At 72.8% G+C, this 16,053-nt stretch carries 19 protein-coding genes; 12 read left to right on the forward strand and 7 right to left on the reverse strand.

Annotated features, from left to right (window positions below):
- Window positions 1-94 precede the first annotated feature (94 nt).
- On the forward strand, window positions 95-517 hold the full coding sequence (locus tag QJ852_17335) for an anti-sigma factor (GenBank protein WGX94916.1): 423 nt from the start codon (window positions 95-97) through the stop codon (window positions 515-517).
- On the forward strand, window positions 514-1,332 hold the full coding sequence (locus QJ852_17340) for an RNA polymerase sigma factor SigF (GenBank protein ID WGX94917.1): 819 nt from the start codon (window positions 514-516) through the stop codon (window positions 1,330-1,332). Before QJ852_17335 ends, QJ852_17340 begins: the two co-directional genes overlap by 4 nt.
- 160 nt (window positions 1,333-1,492) lie before the next feature.
- Here QJ852_17340 and QJ852_17345 read toward each other — a convergent pair whose 3' ends face one another.
- Window positions 1,493-1,972, reverse strand: a complete 480-nt coding sequence (locus QJ852_17345; protein ID WGX94918.1) for a hypothetical protein — start codon at window positions 1,970-1,972, stop codon at window positions 1,493-1,495.
- 198 nt (window positions 1,973-2,170) lie between these two features.
- Between QJ852_17345 and QJ852_17350 the strand changes: the two genes are divergently transcribed.
- The gene (locus QJ852_17350) at window positions 2,171-2,425 is read left to right on the forward strand and encodes a WhiB family transcriptional regulator (GenBank protein WGX94919.1); all 255 of its coding nucleotides are present in this window, start codon (window positions 2,171-2,173) and stop codon (window positions 2,423-2,425) included.
- Window positions 2,426-2,862: 437 nt separating this feature from the next.
- Here QJ852_17350 and QJ852_17355 read toward each other — a convergent pair whose 3' ends face one another.
- The gene (locus QJ852_17355; GenBank protein WGX94920.1) at window positions 2,863-4,341 is read right to left on the reverse strand and encodes a histidine kinase N-terminal domain-containing protein; all 1,479 of its coding nucleotides are present in this window, start codon (window positions 4,339-4,341) and stop codon (window positions 2,863-2,865) included.
- A gap of 177 nt (window positions 4,342-4,518) precedes the next feature.
- Here QJ852_17355 and QJ852_17360 point away from each other — a divergent pair, with 177 nt between their 5' ends.
- From QJ852_17360 to QJ852_17375, 4 genes are all read left to right on the forward strand, one after another.
- Entirely contained in the window at window positions 4,519-5,376 is an 858-nt protein-coding gene (locus tag QJ852_17360; protein ID WGX94921.1) for a DUF2785 domain-containing protein, read from the forward strand.
- Window positions 5,377-5,407: 31 nt separating this feature from the next.
- The gene (locus QJ852_17365) at window positions 5,408-7,096 is read left to right on the forward strand and encodes an acetolactate synthase (GenBank protein WGX94922.1); all 1,689 of its coding nucleotides are present in this window, start codon (window positions 5,408-5,410) and stop codon (window positions 7,094-7,096) included.
- The gene (locus QJ852_17370; protein ID WGX94923.1) at window positions 7,096-7,479 is read left to right on the forward strand and encodes a thioesterase; all 384 of its coding nucleotides are present in this window, start codon (window positions 7,096-7,098) and stop codon (window positions 7,477-7,479) included. Before QJ852_17365 ends, QJ852_17370 begins: the two co-directional genes overlap by 1 nt.
- A 107-nt stretch (window positions 7,480-7,586) precedes the next feature.
- Entirely contained in the window at window positions 7,587-8,063 is a 477-nt protein-coding gene (locus tag QJ852_17375) for a hypothetical protein (protein WGX94924.1), read from the forward strand.
- Window positions 8,064-8,291: 228 nt separating this feature from the next.
- Here the strand turns inward: QJ852_17375 and rsrA are convergent, their stop codons facing one another.
- From rsrA to QJ852_17395, 4 genes are all read right to left on the reverse strand, one after another.
- A complete protein-coding gene (gene rsrA / locus QJ852_17380; GenBank protein WGX94925.1) occupies window positions 8,292-8,597 on the reverse strand; it encodes a mycothiol system anti-sigma-R factor in 306 nt (101 codons plus the stop codon).
- On the reverse strand, window positions 8,597-9,256 hold the full coding sequence (locus tag QJ852_17385) for a sigma-70 family RNA polymerase sigma factor (protein WGX94926.1): 660 nt from the start codon (window positions 9,254-9,256) through the stop codon (window positions 8,597-8,599). Before QJ852_17385 ends, rsrA begins: the two co-directional genes overlap by 1 nt.
- Window positions 9,257-9,350: 94 nt before the next feature.
- The gene (locus QJ852_17390) at window positions 9,351-10,019 is read right to left on the reverse strand and encodes a hydrolase (protein WGX94927.1); all 669 of its coding nucleotides are present in this window, start codon (window positions 10,017-10,019) and stop codon (window positions 9,351-9,353) included.
- Window positions 10,016-10,816: an SOS response-associated peptidase gene (locus tag QJ852_17395; protein ID WGX94928.1), complete on the reverse strand. Its 801-nt coding sequence runs from the start codon at window positions 10,814-10,816 to the stop codon at window positions 10,016-10,018. The genes QJ852_17390 and QJ852_17395 overlap by 4 nt, the downstream gene beginning before the upstream one ends.
- Window positions 10,817-10,866: 50 nt before the next feature.
- On the opposite strand from QJ852_17395, the gene QJ852_17400 reads away from it, so the two are divergent.
- The 4 genes from QJ852_17400 to rsgA are packed head-to-tail and all read left to right on the forward strand — an operon-like array spanning window position 10,867 to window position 14,458.
- Window positions 10,867-11,382 carry a DoxX family protein gene (locus QJ852_17400; protein ID WGX94929.1) on the forward strand — a complete coding sequence of 172 codons (516 nt, stop codon included), beginning with the start codon at window positions 10,867-10,869 and terminating at the stop codon, window positions 11,380-11,382.
- 30 nt (window positions 11,383-11,412) lie between these two features.
- Complete coding sequence (locus QJ852_17405) at window positions 11,413-12,120, forward strand: hypothetical protein (GenBank protein ID WGX94930.1); 708 nt, start codon at window positions 11,413-11,415, stop codon at window positions 12,118-12,120.
- A gap of 38 nt (window positions 12,121-12,158) precedes the next feature.
- A complete protein-coding gene (gene aroA, locus QJ852_17410; GenBank protein ID WGX94931.1) occupies window positions 12,159-13,457 on the forward strand; it encodes a 3-phosphoshikimate 1-carboxyvinyltransferase in 1,299 nt (432 codons plus the stop codon).
- On the forward strand, window positions 13,457-14,458 hold the full coding sequence (gene rsgA, locus QJ852_17415) for a ribosome small subunit-dependent GTPase A (GenBank protein WGX94932.1): 1,002 nt from the start codon (window positions 13,457-13,459) through the stop codon (window positions 14,456-14,458). Before aroA ends, rsgA begins: the two co-directional genes overlap by 1 nt.
- A 93-nt stretch (window positions 14,459-14,551) precedes the next feature.
- Here the strand turns inward: rsgA and QJ852_17420 are convergent, their stop codons facing one another.
- On the reverse strand, window positions 14,552-15,001 hold the full coding sequence (locus tag QJ852_17420; GenBank protein WGX94933.1) for a hypothetical protein: 450 nt from the start codon (window positions 14,999-15,001) through the stop codon (window positions 14,552-14,554).
- 79 nt (window positions 15,002-15,080) lie between these two features.
- Between QJ852_17420 and QJ852_17425 the strand changes: the two genes are divergently transcribed.
- Window positions 15,081-15,995 carry an inositol monophosphatase family protein gene (locus tag QJ852_17425; protein WGX94934.1) on the forward strand — a complete coding sequence of 305 codons (915 nt, stop codon included), beginning with the start codon at window positions 15,081-15,083 and terminating at the stop codon, window positions 15,993-15,995.
- Window positions 15,996-16,053 lie beyond the last annotated feature (58 nt).

Here is a 16,053-nt window from a genome sequence, read left to right on the forward strand (position 1 = left end):
ACCGGATCCGTCACGACAACGGCCGTGCCCCTCGGGGCGCGGCCGTTGTCGTAGGCTCATCCCACCTGTTTCCCACGCCACCGGAGGATGCGGCATGTCCGAGACGAGCAGCCCAGCTGTCGGAGGTACGACGGCGGCCGGCCGCCCGGACGAGGTCGAGCTCCGGCTCCCCGCCGACGGCGCCTACGCCTCCGTCCTGCGGACCCTGACCGCCGGGCTCGCCGCCCGCCTCGACTTCACCATCGACGACATCGAGGACCTGCGGATCGCGGTCTCCGAGGCCGCGGCGATGGTCCTCGACGAGGCCGATCCCGGCGCGGTGCTCGACTGCAGTTTCCGGATCGGCGCCGACCGGCTGGCCCTCACCATCGCCGCCGACGCCCTGGCGCCCACCGCACCGGACTACGAGAGCTTCGGCTGGCAGGTCCTCGCGACCCTCGCCGACGAGGCCGCGATCGACTCCGTCGCCGGGCGCTACACCGTCCGCCTGGTCGTTCGGTCCTCGCTGGCGTCATGACCACCGACCTGTCTCGGGACGGCGCCGAGAGCGGGGCGCCGACGAACATCGAGGTGACCCGCCGCCGCAGCGCGGAGCTCTTCGTGGTGTTCCGCGACGAGCACGCCTCGGCGACCGAGCGCGACGTGGCACGCGAGTCCCTCGTCCACCTGCACCTGCCCCTCGTCGAGCACTGCGCCCGCCGGTTCCGCAACCGGGGCGAGCCCTACGAGGACCTCGTCCAGGTCGGCACGATCGGCCTGATCAAGTCCGTCGACCGGTTCGACACCGAGCGCGGCGTCGAGTTCTCGACGTACGCGACGCCGACGATCATCGGCGAGATCAAGCGCTACTTCCGCGACAAGGGCTGGGCGATCCGGGTGCCGCGGCGGCTCCAGGAGCTGCGCATGCAGATCAGCGCGAGCACCGCCGAGCTGACCCAGTCGCTGGGCCGCTCCCCCACGCCGCGCGAGCTCGCCGAGGCGATCGGCTGCACCGTCGAGGAGATCATCGAGGGGATGGAGTCGAGCAACGCCTACTCCACGCTCTCCCTCGACGCCACCGACGACGACTCCGACGGCGGCAGCGGCCAGAGCATGCTCGATGCGATGGGCGTCGACGACGCCGGTCTCGAGCACGTCGAGATCCGCGAGTCGGTCAAGCCGCTGCTCGAGAACCTGCCACCGCGGGAGAAGAAGATCCTGCTGCTGCGGTTCTTCAAGAACATGACCCAGTCGCAGATCGCCGAGGAGATCGGCGTCTCCCAGATGCACGTCTCGCGGCTGCTCAGCCGCACCCTGACCCAGCTGCGCGACTCCCTGGAGTCGGAGAGCTAGTGGTGTGGCTCGGAGCTGGCCTGCCCGTAGGCGTGTTCCGAGTGCGTGCATCGCAAGGCGGCGGCGCGACGGCATACCGGGTCGTCTTCCGAGCGTCGCCGACGCGGCGAGGTGCGTGCTCGGGACGCGCGGACGGCTGAGCCATCTCCGAGACGCACCGCTAGGACCCGCCACCCGGGCGGCCGGACCCGTCGGGGCCGTCCGGGTCACCGGAGTCGTCGGGGTGCTCCGTGCTGCCGTCGAGGGCCGCGATGGTGGCGGGGTGGATCACGGCGGCGATCACCACGAGGCCGAGGGCGGCCAGGCCGACCGCGATCAGGATCTGCTCGCGCAGGTTCCAGGCGAGCCCGAGCACGATCAGCTGTGTGATCAGCACCGGCCCGCGCGCCCAGCCGTGCCGGCGCCACAGGGCCAGCGCGGCGGCGGTGAGCACGGCGCCGTACGCACCGAAGAAGACGGCCGTCGACACCGCGACCCCCGGACGGCTGTCGGTGACGCTGGCCAGCTCCAGCACGGCCAGCATGAGCAGCACCAGTCCCTGCACGCCGGCCAGCGAGGCGGCCACGGTCAGCGGCGGCGGCGTGGTCCCGCCGGCACCGGAGGAGCGGTCGGTCGGGTGGTCGGTGGGGCCTTCGGTCACGGGCGCAGCCTAGGTCCTGACCGGTCGCTCCCGGTGTCCAGCATCCGGTTGTGACCCAACGAACCACCCGAATTGCTTGATTCGCGGCGCAATCCTTGGAAACCTTGCCGAAGCGATCGTGAAGCCGTTCACTTTTGCGGCTTCATGCGTGCCCGAACGAGGGCACCCCCGTAGCGAAAGAAGAGGGCATCCCCACCCATGGATTGGCGACACCGTTCCGCATGCCTCGACGAGGATCCGGAACTGTTCTTCCCGATCGGCAACACCGGCCCGGCGATCCTCCAGATCGAGGAGGCCAAGGCCGTGTGCCGACGCTGCGACGTGCGCGAGCAGTGTCTCGCGTGGGCGCTCGAGGCGGGACAGGATCATGGTGTCTGGGGAGGCCTGAGCGAGGACGAGCGTCGGGCCCTCAAGCGCCGCAACGCCCGGGCCCGCGTCCGCACGCCTGTTTGATGGCGCGAGCGTGTCGGCGCTTCGCTTGACACGCTGCCGCGCCGCGGTTGGCTCGCGTAGAGGGCGGGTTGCCCTGGCGGCCACACCGCCGGCTCGCGGAAAGGCTCGCCTCCTCCACTCCGGTCGCTCGTCCCTCACTCCCTGCGCTCCGTCGCCCTGGCTTCCCGCGACGACCGACGTAGTGGTGAACAGGCGCGAGCGTGTCGGCGCTTCGCTTGACACGCTGCCGCGCCGCGGTTGGCTCGCGTAGAGGGCGGGTTGCCCTGGCGGCCACACCGTCGGCTCGCGGAAAGGCTCGCCTCCTCCACTCCGGTCGCTCGTCCCTCACTCCCTGCGCTCCGTCGCCCTGGCTTCCCGCGACGACCGACCCGGTGCCGAACCGGCGCGAGCGCTCACCGTCGCGCCACGGCCGATCGGTCCGCCAACCGGTGGGTGGGTCACTCCACCGAGATGCTGATCCCTGCGCGGGTGCCGCCGCCCGGCGCCTGACCGAGACTCAGGTGCCCGCCGAGCTCGGACTCCACCAGCGTGCGCACGATCGAGAGTCCGAGGCTGGTCGCGGCGTCGAGGTCGAAGCCGTCGGGCAGCCCGCGGCCGTCGTCCTCGACGGCGACCTCGAGCACGGCGCCGTGCCGCGCGGCGCGCAGCACGATCTGGCCGGAGCCACCGGCGTCGTACCCGTGCTCGGCGGCGTTCTGCATGAGCTCCATGACGACCATGGCCAGGGTCGTGGCGACCTCGGAGACGAGGACGCCGAAACTGCCCTCGCGGCGTACGCCGACCTGGGCGGTGGTGGCGCCGACGTCGGTCACCAGCCGCGCCAACCGGTCGGCGATGTCGTCGAACTCCACCGTCTCCTCGACCGCGTGGCTGAGCGTCTCGTGGACGATCGCGATCGAGCCGACCCGGCGTACCGCCTCCTCGAGCGCGGCGGTGGCCTCCGGCGAGTCGATCCGGCGGGCCTGCAGCCGGAGCAGGGCGGCGACGGTCTGCAGGTTGTTCTTCACGCGGTGGTGGATCTCGCGGATGGTGGCGTCCTTGGTGACCAGCTCGCGGTCCCGCCGGCGCAGGTCCGTGACATCGCGCAGCAGGATGATCGCGCCGATGTGCTCGCCCTTCGGGCGCAGCGGGATGGCGCGCACGATCAGCGCCGTGCCCTCCCCCGGGCCCGCCGAGGCGCCCAGCTCGACGTCGCGGTGCGCCCGGCCGCCGAGGACCGCGCTGAGCGTCTCCTCGTCGGGCCGCTGCCGGGAGGGCATCAGCTCACGGGTCAGGTCCGTGAGCCGATGACCGGTGAGGTCGCCGGTCAGGCCGAGCTTGCGGTACGTCGACAACGCGTTCGGGCTGGCGTAGATGACCCGGCCTTCCGCGTCGACACGCAGGAAGCCGTCGCCCACCCGCGGCGAGTCGGCGTGGTCGCTGCGCTGCGCTGTGGTCGGGAAGAGGCCGGCGGCGATCATCTGGGATAGGTCCGTGGCCGCCTGGAGGTAGTTGATCTCCAGCAGGCTGGGCGTGCGAACGCCGAGGAGGTTGGTGTTGCGGCTGATGACCGCGATCACCTTCCCCGCGCGCCGGACCGGAATCGCCTCGACCCGCACCGGGACGTCGTCGCGCCACTCCGGGTCGCCCTCACGGGCGATCCGGCCCAGCTCGAACGCGGCGTCGACCAGCACCCGGCGTCCGGTGGCGGCGAAGCTCCCCACGATGTCGTCGACATAGGCCGTCGGCCCGGTCGTGGGCCGCATCTGGTCGCCCGCCCAGAAGCCGGCGCCGTCGCTGGCCGGCAGCCACAGCACGAGGTCGGCGAAGGAGAGGTCCGCGATGACCTGCCAGTCGGCCTGGATCAGCTGGAGCCACGCGATGTCGGCGTCGTCGAGGTCGGTGTGACGCCGGGCGATCGCGGACAGGGAGGGCACGTCGCCCAACCTATCCACCCGAACCGTCCCGGGGCCTCCCCAGCCACCGCCCGGGCCACCGACCGGGCCACCTCCGGGGCCATCGCCCGGGCGTCCCGACTTAGGGTCACTTCAGATCGTTTGGCAGGATAGGGATCTGGGGGAAGAAGGCTCGGCTGCTCCGGAGGGTGTGGGTTGATGGTGTCGGTGGACTGGGCGCGCCTCCAGCAGGCCCTCCGCGACGGTGAGCGGCATCCCCCTGCCGACCACCCGATCGGCGACCTCACCGCGCAGCTGACCCAGATGCTCGGCGACCCCGACCCCCAAGTCCGCGACGGGATGGCGTACTCCTTCCTGGCCACCTGGATCGAGCACGGCACGTACGACGATCTGCTGGCCGGGCTGGGCGACGGCATGTGCGCCGGCCTCGACAACTGCGTCGGTGAGCGGGACACCGACTCGATCTTCCGGCGCAGCTTCTCGGTGCTGCTCCTCGCCGAGTGCATCCAGCGCGACACCCGGATCCGCCGGCTCCCCCCGAGCAAGGTGCTGCGCTGGGGCGACCGGATCGCCGCCTGGTACGTCCGCGAGCGCGACCTGCGCGGCTTCGTGCCCGGCAAGGGCTGGGCGCACGCCGCGGCCCACGGGGCCGACGCGCTGGCTGCGCTGGCCGCCTCCCGGCACTTCGGGATGACCGAGCTGACGGTGCTCCTCGACGTGATCGCCGACCGCGTCCTCAACCCCGACACGCCGCCGCTGGTCCACGGCGAGCCGGACCGGATCGCGCACGCGGTGATGGAGGTGCTGCGCCGCGACCGGGTGCCGCTGAGCGTGCTGGAGCCGTGGGTGGTGCGCCTCGAGCGCGGTGCCCGGGCCAAGACCAGCAGTGGTCGCGACCCCTATCGGGTCACCGGCAACGCCCAGGCGGTGCTGCGGGCGCTGTACCTCCAACTGACGATCTCGCCGCGCCATCCCGCGGTCCGGCCCGACCTGCTGCTCGCGCTGGTCGCCTCACTGCGGCGGGTGCACCCGTACTTCCTCGACGACGTCGGCTGACCTGGACGGCTCCGGTGGTTAGGGTGCCGGAGTGACCACCACGGACAGCAGCCAGCTCACCGGCCACGCCGGTGAGATCGCGACCGCCGTCGCCCGCGCCCACGGCGTCGAGACGATGTTCACGCTCTCGGGCGCCCATGTCTTCCCGATGTACGACGGTGCGGTCCGCAGTCAGCAGTTGGCGGAGCAGGACGGCGGGACGCCGGTCCGGCTGGTCGACGTCCGCCACGAGCAGACCGCGGCCTTCGCGGCCGAGGCGACTGGCAAGCTGACCCGGGTGCCAGGCCTCGCGGTGCTGACCGCCGGGCCGGGGGTCACCAACGGCGTCAGCGCCCTGGCCCAGGCCCGCTTCGCGGGGTCGCCGATGGTGGTGGTCGGCGGCCGGGCACCCAACAACCGCTGGGGCACCGGAGCGCTGCAGGAGATCGACCACCTGCCGATCGTCGGACCGGTGACCAAGCACGCGGCGACGCTGATGAGCGCCGACGACGTGGCGACCGGCTTCGACACGGCGTTCACCGAGGCCCGCTCGTCGCACCGTGGGCCGACCTACGTCGACGTACCGATGGACGAGTTCTTCAACGTCGGCGCGGGAGCAGCACCCGTGATCGGCGACTACCGTGGCGCCGAGCCGGACAGCGACGCCGTCGCCCGGATCGCCGGTCTGCTCGCCGGGGCCGAACGCCCGCTGCTGATCCTCGGCACCGACGTCTGGGCCGACGGCGCCGAGGTGGCCGCACTGCGGCTGGTCGAGGAGATGCGGCTGCCCGCGATCACCAACGGCATGGGCCGCGGCGTGATCCCCGGAGGGCATCCGCTGCTGGTGACCAAGGCCCGCGGCGCGGCGATCAACGGGGCCGACCTGGTGGTCGTGGTCGGCACGCCGCTGGACTTCCGGCTGGGGTACGGCGTGTTCGGCGGGAAGGACGGGGCGGCACCGGCCGCCGTCGTCCACATCGCCGACTCGCCCACCCAGCTCTCGGGCCACGCCGCCCTGGCCGGTTCGGTCAGCGGCGACCTGACGAGCGTCCTCGACGGCCTGCTCGAGGCCCTCGCCGGCGCGCGACAGCCCGACCGGTCGGCGTGGCTCACCCTGCTGCAGGACACCGTGGCCGCGGCGGCCGCGAAGGACGCCGCGCTGCTGGGCGCCGAAGCCGACCCGGTCCACCCGGCCCGGATCTACGGCGAGCTGGTCCCTCGGCTGGCCGACGACGCCGTGGTCATCGGCGACGGCGGTGACTTCGTCTCCTTCGCCGGCAAGTTCGTGGAGCCGAAGCGGCCCGGCTGCTGGCTGGACCCCGGCCCGTACGGCTGCCTCGGCGCCGGGCTCGGTGCCGCCGTGGCGGCCCGGATCGCCCGGCCCTCCTCGCAGGTCGTGCTGCTCCTCGGCGACGGTGCCGCGGGCTTCTCGTTGATGGACGTCGACACCCTCGTGCGCCACGGCCTGCCGGTCGTGATGGTGATGGGCAACAACTCCGCCTGGGGGCTCGAGAAGGGCCCGATGCAGATGCTCTACGGATACGACGTCGCGGCCGATCTCGCCCCGCGCACGGCGTACGACCAGGTGGTCGCCGCGCTCGGTGGTGCCGGGGAGACCGTCACCGACCCGCGCCTGATCGGTCCCGCCCTCGACCGGGCGTTCGCCGCGAACGCGCCGTACCTCGTCAACGTCATCACCGACGTCGACGCCGCCTACCCGCGCAGCACGTTCGGGATCTGATGGCCGAGCCCGCTCTCCGGTTCACCGTCACCGAGGCCGATACCGCCCTCGCCGTCGGCTCCGGCAGCCTGCCCGTCCTCGGTACGCCCCGGCTGCTGGCCTGGTGCGAGGCAGCCACCTGCGCGGCTGTCGAGGCCTCCCTCGGCGCCGGCGAGACCAGCGTCGGCACCCGGGTCGAGCTCGAGCACCTCGCCGCGACCGCGGTCGGCCGCACGGTCGAGGTCACCGCGCGCCAGGTGTACGCCGACGGGCGGCTGCGCCGCTTCGCCGTGGCCGTGCGCGAGGTCGGCCCCGAGGGCCGGCCCGGCAAGCTGGTCGGGTCGGGCGAGGTCACCCGGGTCGTCGTCGACGCCGAGCGGTTCCTGGCCCGGCTGGAGGGATGACCCCGCCGCTCGGGGGCGGTCCCCCGGGTTGTCCACAGGACCGGAGCACGCGCTGGCTTCGGCACGAGCGGTTTCGTAGAGTCGCTGTCCGACCGAAGGAGACACTCGTGGCGTTGACCCAGCAGGAGATCGAGCGGCGACTCGACCAGAACCACAACGACGTCGCGGGCGCCTACGAGCTGCTCACCGAGGTCAAGGCGACCGTCGAGGGCCACACCAGCGAACTCGCCAACATCAAGACCACCGTCGAGAGCCACACCAGCGAACTCACCGACATCAAGACCACCGTCGGAAGCCACACCAGCGAACTCACCGACATCAAGACCACCGTCGGAAGCCACACCAGCGAACTCACCGACATCAAGACCACCGTCGAGAGCCACACCAGCGAACTCACCGACATCAAGACCACCGTCGGAAGCCACACCAGCGAACTCACCGACATCAAGACCACCGTCGGAAGCCACACCAGCGAACTCACCGACATCAAGACCACCGTCGAGAGCCACACCAGCGAACTCACCGACATCAAGGACTCCCTGAGCGAGGTGCTGCGCCGACTGCCGGAGCCGCCGGCGGCCTGAGCGGGCGCGCCACCCGGATTTCGCCCCCGTAGCCGAGGCTGAGAGAATGGCTCGATTCACGACTTCAGGAGGAACCATGGGCAAGACCGGCCGCAAGCGCCGCGCGCGCCGCAAGAAGGGCGCGAACCACGGCAAGCGCCCCAACAGCTGAGCCCACCGGCCCAGCATTCGCCGAACCCCCCGACCCTGCGGTCCGGGGGGTTCGTCGTTCCGGGGCTCGAGAGCCGCTCAGCCCTCGGTGATCCGGACCTGGATCTGCTGGATCTGGATCCGGACCCGCTCGCGCAGCTCGGCGGGGGCGGTCTCGCCACAGGAGCGGGCGACGACGGCCTTGACCGTGCGTTGGAGGTCGTAGCGCTCCAGGCAGGGACTGCAGGAGTCGATGTGCGCCCGGACCACGGCACAGTCGCCGGCCTCGAGCTCGTTGTCGATCAGCCGCACGATCCGCTCGAGGAAGTCGGCGCACTCCGCGTTGCTGGGGTCGTCGGACACGTGGATGTGCTCGTGGCCCGCGCTGTCGAGGTGGTCGGTCATCACTTGCCTCCCTCGAGCGGGGCGTCGCCGCCGGTACGGACGTAGTCGGAGAGCATGTCGCGCAGCTGGCGCCGGCCGCGGTGGAGGCGGGACATCACGGTCCCGATCGGGGTGTCCATGATCTCGGCGATCTCCTTGTAGGCGAAGCCTTCGACATCGGCGAGGTAGACCGCGAGGCGGAACTCCTCGGGGAGACGCTGCAGGGCGTCCTTGACCTGGCTGTCGGGGAGGTGCTCCAGCGCCTCCATCTCCGCGGACTTCAGGCCGCTCGACGTGTGCGACTCGGCCCGCGCCAGCTGCCAGTCCTCGACGTCCCCGGTGTCGCCGGCGAGGGCCTGCTGCGGCTGCCGCTGCTTCTTGCGGTAGGAGTTGATGAAGGTGTTGGTCAGGATGCGGTAGAGCCAGGCCTTGAGGTTGGTGCCGGGCCGGAACTGGTGGAACGCGGAGAACGCCTTGGCGAAGGTCTCCTGGACGAGGTCCTCGGCGTCGGCCGGGTTGCGGGTCATCCGCATCGCGGCGCCGTAGAGCTGGTCGAGGTACGGCAGCGCGTCGCGCTCGAAGCGGGCGGCGCGCTCCTCGGGGGTCTCCGACGCCACGTCGACCAGCTCCGCGGCGGAGGTGTCGGCGTCGAGGGACGAAAGATCGGAAGTCTCGGTCATCGCGTCCCAGCCTACGGTGCTTCCCGCGGTGGGGCGCTCCAGCGTGGCGATCATGGATACCGAACGCCTCGACGGCGGACGGCATTCCCGGGGTTCACCCGCGGGTTCCCCCGGCGCCCGCGCCGACGACCTCGCGCACGATCCACTCCAGCGTCGCCTCCACGACGACCCCCATCGCCTCGTCCTCGCTGAGCGGGCCCCGCTTGGGTACGGCGAGGCCGTGATCGGCTCCCGGGACCACGGCCAGGTCGGTGCGGCCGGGCAGCGGGTCGGGGAACTCCTCGGGTCTCCCGAACGGGTCCCGCTCCCCCTGCACGACCAGGGTCGGCACGCCGGCGCCGGCGAGCTCGTCGAGGCGGGAGCGCTCCGGCCGGCCCGGCGGGTGCAGCGGGAAGGAGAGTGCGAGGCAGCCGGCCGCGCCCAGCTCGCTCGCGGTCCGGCAGGCGGAGCGGGCACCGGCGGAGCGGCCGCCGACGACCAGCGGCGTGCGCATCCGCAGCGTCGCGGCCGCCGCGCGCAGGCCCACGTCGAGGGTGGCCGGAGGGCTGGCGACCTTGCGCCCGGCCCGGCGCCAGGGCTGCTCGAACCGGGCGACACTGATCCCCTGCCCCGGCAGCTGGGCGGCGAGCGCCTCGAGATCGCGGGCGTCGATACCGCCGCCGGCGCCGTGGCTGAGCAGCAGAGTGGCCACCGGCCGGCGCGCCCGGCGCACGACCAACCGGCCCTCGCCGTACTCGGTCACGACGATCCGCTCGTCCGTCACAGCAGCGTCCCCTGTCCGTCGGGGTCGTCGGGATGCTCGGGGCCGGTGGCGTCGAGCGGGATGGGCTCGACCAGCTCGGGGCCGTTGTTGGCGACATTGCCCACCGCCGTCGAGACCGGGTACGCCGTCAGGCCGGCCTGCTGCGCGGGCCGCAACGCGTGCAGCAGACCGGGCAGATCGTCGGCGGGCGTGCGCGGGTCGAGCCACTCGTGGCGTCGCTCCGGCTCGACGAGCAGCGGCATCCGGTCGTGGATCCGGCCGAGGTCGTCGGTGGCCTCGGTGGTGAGGACCGTGCAGGTCCAGCGAAAACGGTCGTGGGCGTCCTCGGGCTTGGCAGGGTCGCGCCAGATCTCGTAGAGGCCGGCCATCGCGAGGCTGGAGCCGTCGCCGGAGGTGATGAAGAAGGGCTGCTTGCGCGGCTTGCCCTTCGACGTCCGCTGCTGGGTGTCGTACCACTCGAAGTAGCCGTCGGCGGGAAGGATGCAGCGGCGGGCGGCGAACGCGCGGCGGAACGCCGGCTTCTCGGTCACCGTCTCCATCCGGGCGTTGATCATCCGGCCGCCGATGCTCGCGTCCTTCGCCCACCCGGGGACCAGTCCCCAGCGCAGCGCCCGCAGCTGGCGCACCGGGTCGTCGCGGTCGCGGTCCTTCGACGTCCGCTCCATGACGGCGTAGACCTCGTCGGTCGGCGCGACGTTCCACGACGGGGCGATGGCCCGCTCGAGCCGCGGGTCGAGCACCTCGAACTCCTCGGCGAGGTCCTCCGGGCTCCGGCTGGAGGCGTAGCGGCCGCACATGGCCGCCAATCTATCGGTCTGCCCCGACCGACCCGGGGTACCGACGGGCCATGGCACTGAGCAGACTGATCGCCCGGCCGCTGCTGGCGTCGTACTTCCTCGCGAACGGCGTCCAGGACCTCAAGGACGCGCCGGCGCTCGCGGCCCAGGCGGCGCCCGTGACCGAGACGATGGCCCCCGTCCTCGACGACGCGACGCCGGACGGGGTCTCCGTGCCCCGCGACCCGGTGCTGTGGGTGCGCGCCAGCGGCGCCGTCCAGGTGGTCGCCGGCCTGGCCCTGGCCACGGGCCACTTCCCGCGGCTCTCCGCCGCGATCCTCGGCGGCACGCTGGTCCCCTCGACGGCGGCGCGGTACAGGTTCTGGGAAGCCACCGACAAGGAGCAGCGTCGCGAGCAGCTGACCCACTTCGTGAAGAACACCGCGCTGGCCGGCGGTCTGCTCATCGCGGCGCTCGACACCGCCGGGAAGCCGGGCGTCGCCTGGCGGGCGCGGCACGCCACCCACGACGCCCGGCGCGAGGCGGCGCTGGTGGGTGCGAAGGTGCGGGCGCGGGTGCACCAGTAACCCCGCGCCGCCACGGGCGTTCGTAGGGACATGATCCGCTCGGCTCCCGGCGCGCTCGTGATCGCCCTGCTCGCGACCATGCTCACCCCGGACGCCGCCCGGGCCGCGTCCCTCGACGAACCCCGCAACGGCGTCGAGTCGATGACGCCCCAGCAGGCGCTGGCCGCGGCCGGCGCGGCGCTCGGCGCCGCGGCGGACGTGACCTGGCAGGGGCACGTCGACGCGACGCTCGTCGGCAGCCGACAGCGGTACCGCTCGACCCGGGTGACGACCCCGACCGGCTGCAGCGAGATCCTGAGCCTGGGGGGCTTCGAGCTGCGCTATCTCGTCAAGGGCAGGAAGGCGTACCTCCGGGCGCCGAAGTCCTACTGGCGCGCGCACGACGCACCCGGCTGGGCCGCCCGCCGGCTGGCCGACCGGTGGGTCAAGGACAAGGCGAGCCAAGCCGAGCGGGACGGCTGCCGCTCCGAGTCCATGGTGCCGCTCGCCCATGCCGCGGCGTTCGTCGCGCAGCCCTACGAACGCTGGATCCGCAACCGGCCGGGCATCCAGTTCGACGGAAGCGACGGGGTCGACCCGATGGTCGTCATCGTCGCGACCACCGGCGCCGCGCACGTGACGAAGGTGCGCTGGGGCACCGACGACGACCAGTCCGTCTACGAGCTCGCCGCCGTCGACGCCGGCGTCCGGATCGCCAAGCCCCGCAAGGCGCGGACCCTCCGCGGGTGGCTGCGGTAGGGCGCTCCGGGACGCGGACTCGTAGACTGCGGCGGGAGATGACGACTCCCGCCCCGCACGCCGATCCCTGGCCCGCGCCCACCAGCACCGGACCGCTCGACGCGACGATCACCCTGCCGGGCAGCAAGTCGCTCACCAACCGCGCGCTCGTCCTCGCTGCGCTGGCCGACGGCCCCTCCGTCGTACGCCGCGCGCTGCGCTCGCGCGACACGCTGCTCATGGCCCAGGCGCTGACCTCCCTCGGCGCGCACGTCGACACCGTCGGTGAGGACTGGGCGGTGACGCCCCTCGACGGAGCCGTGCCGGACGGCCGAGCCCTGGTGGACTGCGGGCTCGCGGGCACCGTCATGCGGTTCGTGCCGCCGGCCGCCGGGCTGGTGCGCGGCGAGATCGCCTTCGACGGCGACACCCATATGCGCAAGCGCCCGGTCGGGGAGATCCTCGCGGCGCTGCGGGCACTGGGCCTGGCCGTCGACGACAGCGACGGCGCGCTGCCGTTCACGGTGCACGGCACCGGCGCGGTCCCCGGTGGGTCCGTGGTGATCGACGCGTCGGCCTCCTCGCAGTTCGTGTCGGCGCTCCTGCTGGCCGGCCCCCGGTTCGCCGCGGGCGTCGACGTACGCCACCGCGGGGCGGCGATCCCCTCCCTGCCCCATGTCGAGATGACGATCGCGATGCTGCGCGACCGCGGCGTGAGCGTCGACGACAGCGAGACCGACCGGTGGATCGTGGCGCCCGGCCCGATCGCGGCCCACGACGAGGCGATCGAGCCCGACCTGTCCAACGCCGCCCCCTTCCTGGCCCTGGCGGCTGTCTCCGGCGGTTCGGTCACCGTGCGGGACTGGCCCACGGCCACCACCCAGGCCGGCGACGCGCTGCGCGAACTGCTCGCCCGGATGGGCTGCACGGTCTCCCGCGTGGCCGAAGGTCTGCGGGTCAGCGGACCGCCCACAGGTTGGTGCGGACTGCGCGGCCTCGACGCCGACCTGCACGACGTCGGCGAGCTGGCACCGGCCGTCGCGGCGCTCTGCGCGCTCGCCGGAACCCCCTCCCGACTCACCGGCATCGCGCACATCCGGGGGCACGAGACCGACCGGCTGGCCGCGCTGGCGCGCGAGCTGGGGGCGCTCGGCGCCGACGTCGAGGAGCATCCGGACGGGCTCACGCTGCGTCCGGCTCCCCTGACCGGAGGCGTCTTCCACACCTACGCCGACCACCGCATGGCGCACGCGGCCGTGATCGTCGGCGCCGCGGTCCCGGGCGTGCTGGTCGAGAACGTCGCGACCACCAGCAAGACCTTCCCCGACTTCGCCGGATTCTGGTCCGGGCTCCTCTGATGCCCCGGTACGACGAGCACGACGTCGAGCACTACGACCGTCCGCGCCGCCGTACCCGCCCCCGCACCAAGGAGCGCCCGACCCACGACGACGCCGTCGAGGGTCTCGTCGTCACCGTCGACCGCGGCCGGTTCACGCTGCTCATCGAGGGACGCGGCGTGACGGCCATGAAGGCCCGGCCGTTGGGGCGCAAGGGCGTGGTCGTGGGCGACCGGGTGCGGGTGGTCGGCGACGTCTCGGGCACCGAAGGCTCGCTCGCGCGGATCGTGGAGGTCCTCGAGCGCAGCAGCACGCTGCGGCGCACGGCGGACGACGACGACCCGGTCGAGCGCGTCATCGTCGCCAACGTCACCCAGCTCGTCGTCGTCACCGCGCTCGCCGACCCCGAGCCCCGGGCGCGGTGGATCGACCGGGCCCTGGTCGCGGCGTACGACGGCGGGATGTCGCCGCTGCTCTGCCTGACCAAGGCGGATCTGGAGGACCCCGAGACCCTGCTGGCGACGTACCGGTCGCTGGGGGTGCCGTGGGAGGTCACCCGCCGCGGTCCCGACCGGACGATCGTCGGCCTGGACGCGCTGCACGACCGGCTGCGCGGCCAGGTCAGCGTGCTGATCGGGCACAGCGGCGTCGGGAAGTCGACGCTCGTCAACGCGCTGGTCCCCGACGCGCGCCGCGAGACCGGCCACGTGAACGCGGTGACCGGGCAGGGCCGGCACACGTCCACGTCCGCGCTGATGCTGCCGCTCGCGGACGGCGACGGCTGGATCATCGACACCCCCGGGATCCGGTCCTTCGGACTCGCGCACGTCCAGCCCGAGCATCTCATCGAGGCGTTCCCCGACCTCGACGAGATGACCGAGGACTGCCCCCGCGGGTGCACCCACGGCGACGACGAACCCGAGTGCGGGCTCGATGTCGCCGTCGCCGCCGGCGAGGCCGACCCGGAGCGGGTCGCCTCCTTCCGGCGGCTGCTCGCCGCGCGATCGGTCACCGACTACTGAGCCGCGGCCGGGGTCTTCGCGGTTCAACTACCGGATTCGTCGTGGATCCGCCCGCAGGCGACAAGATCGGTAGGTGAATCGTCCTCACCACAGCTACTGGTCGATCCGCCACGTCGCCTGCGCGCCGGCGTCACCGGTGAGGAAGGCGAGGACGAGCGTCGCGACGCCGCCGACGACCGTGAGCCCGGCGAGCCCGGCCCGGACCGCTCCGGAGCGGGTGTGGAACCAGGCCGCGGCGAAGGCGACGACGGCGAAGACGCTGGCCCCGATCCGGAGCCGCTCCGCCCACGTCTCGTGGTCCTCGAGCCGCTGGGCGAAGGTCCCGGTCGCGGTGGCGAACCGCTCCTCGCGCAGGTCCTCGCCGGACAGGAAGGCCACCCACACGCTGACCACCGACACCGCGGCCAGCACCACGAGCGGCCACCGCAGCCGGTCGCGCCACGCGGGTACGCCGTACGCCACGGCCGCCAGGCCGGCCAGCGGGGTGAAGACCACGGCCGCGTGGACGACGAGCGGGTGCAGCGGGACACCGTTGATCTCCATGGTTGAATCCTGCACGACCAGTGGTGATCCGAGCCAGACCCACGCCGGCCGGGCGGGAGCGGACGGCTAGGGTGCCCCTGTGGCTGCCCCCGACTACACCGACGACCTGCGTCTGGCGCATCTGCTCGCCGACGACGCGGACTCGCTCACCCAGGCCCGCTTCCGCGCGCTCGACCTGCACGTGATGAGCAAGCCGGACCTGACCCCGGTGACCGACGCCGACCAGGCCGTCGAGGAGTCGATCCGCCGTACCCTCTCCAAGGCGCGCAGCCGCGACGCCGTGACCGGCGAGGAGCAGGGCACCTCGGGACACTCCCAGCGCCGCTGGATCGTCGACCCGATCGACGGCACCAAGAACTACGTCCGCGGCGTCCCCGTCTGGGCCACCCTCATCTCGCTCGCCGTCGACGACGAGGTCGTGCTCGGTGTCGTGTCGGCACCGGCCCTCCAGCGCCGCTGGTGGGCCTCTGCAGGCCAGGGCGCGTGGACCGGCAAGTCGCTGATGAAGGCGACCGAGTGCCGCGTGTCCGACGTACGCCGCCTGGAGGATGCGTCCTTCTCGTACTCCTCGATCAGCGGCTGGGAGGACCGTGGCCTCGGCGAGGACCTGCTCGCCCTGATGCGCCGCGTGTGGCGGACCCGGGCCTATGGCGACTTCTGGTCCTACATGCTCCTCGCGGAGGGCGCCGTCGACCTGGCCGCCGAGCCCGAGCTCGAGGTCTACGACATGGCCGCGCTCGACATCATCGTGCGCGAGGCGGGCGGCCGGTTCACCTCGCTCGAGGGTCACGACGGCCCGTGGGGCGGCAACGCGGTCGCCAGCAACGGCCACCTGCACGAGGCCGCGCTGTCGTACCTCGGCAGCGTCCCGGACAGCGGCGACGACCCGGACTGGCCGCGGACCGGGCCGGGCAGCGTGTCCGATCTGCGCTCCCACCGCCAGCGCGGCAGCGACGACGACCGGGCCGACCGGGCCGACGAGAGCGACGACTGAGCCCGATCCGTGGTCGGGGGCGCTGACACCGGCGGCGCAGTTGAGTAACCTGCGTCAC

The organism is Nocardioides sp. L-11A (assembly GCA_029961745.1).
Classification (GTDB): Bacteria; Actinomycetota; Actinomycetes; order Propionibacteriales; family Nocardioidaceae; genus Nocardioides.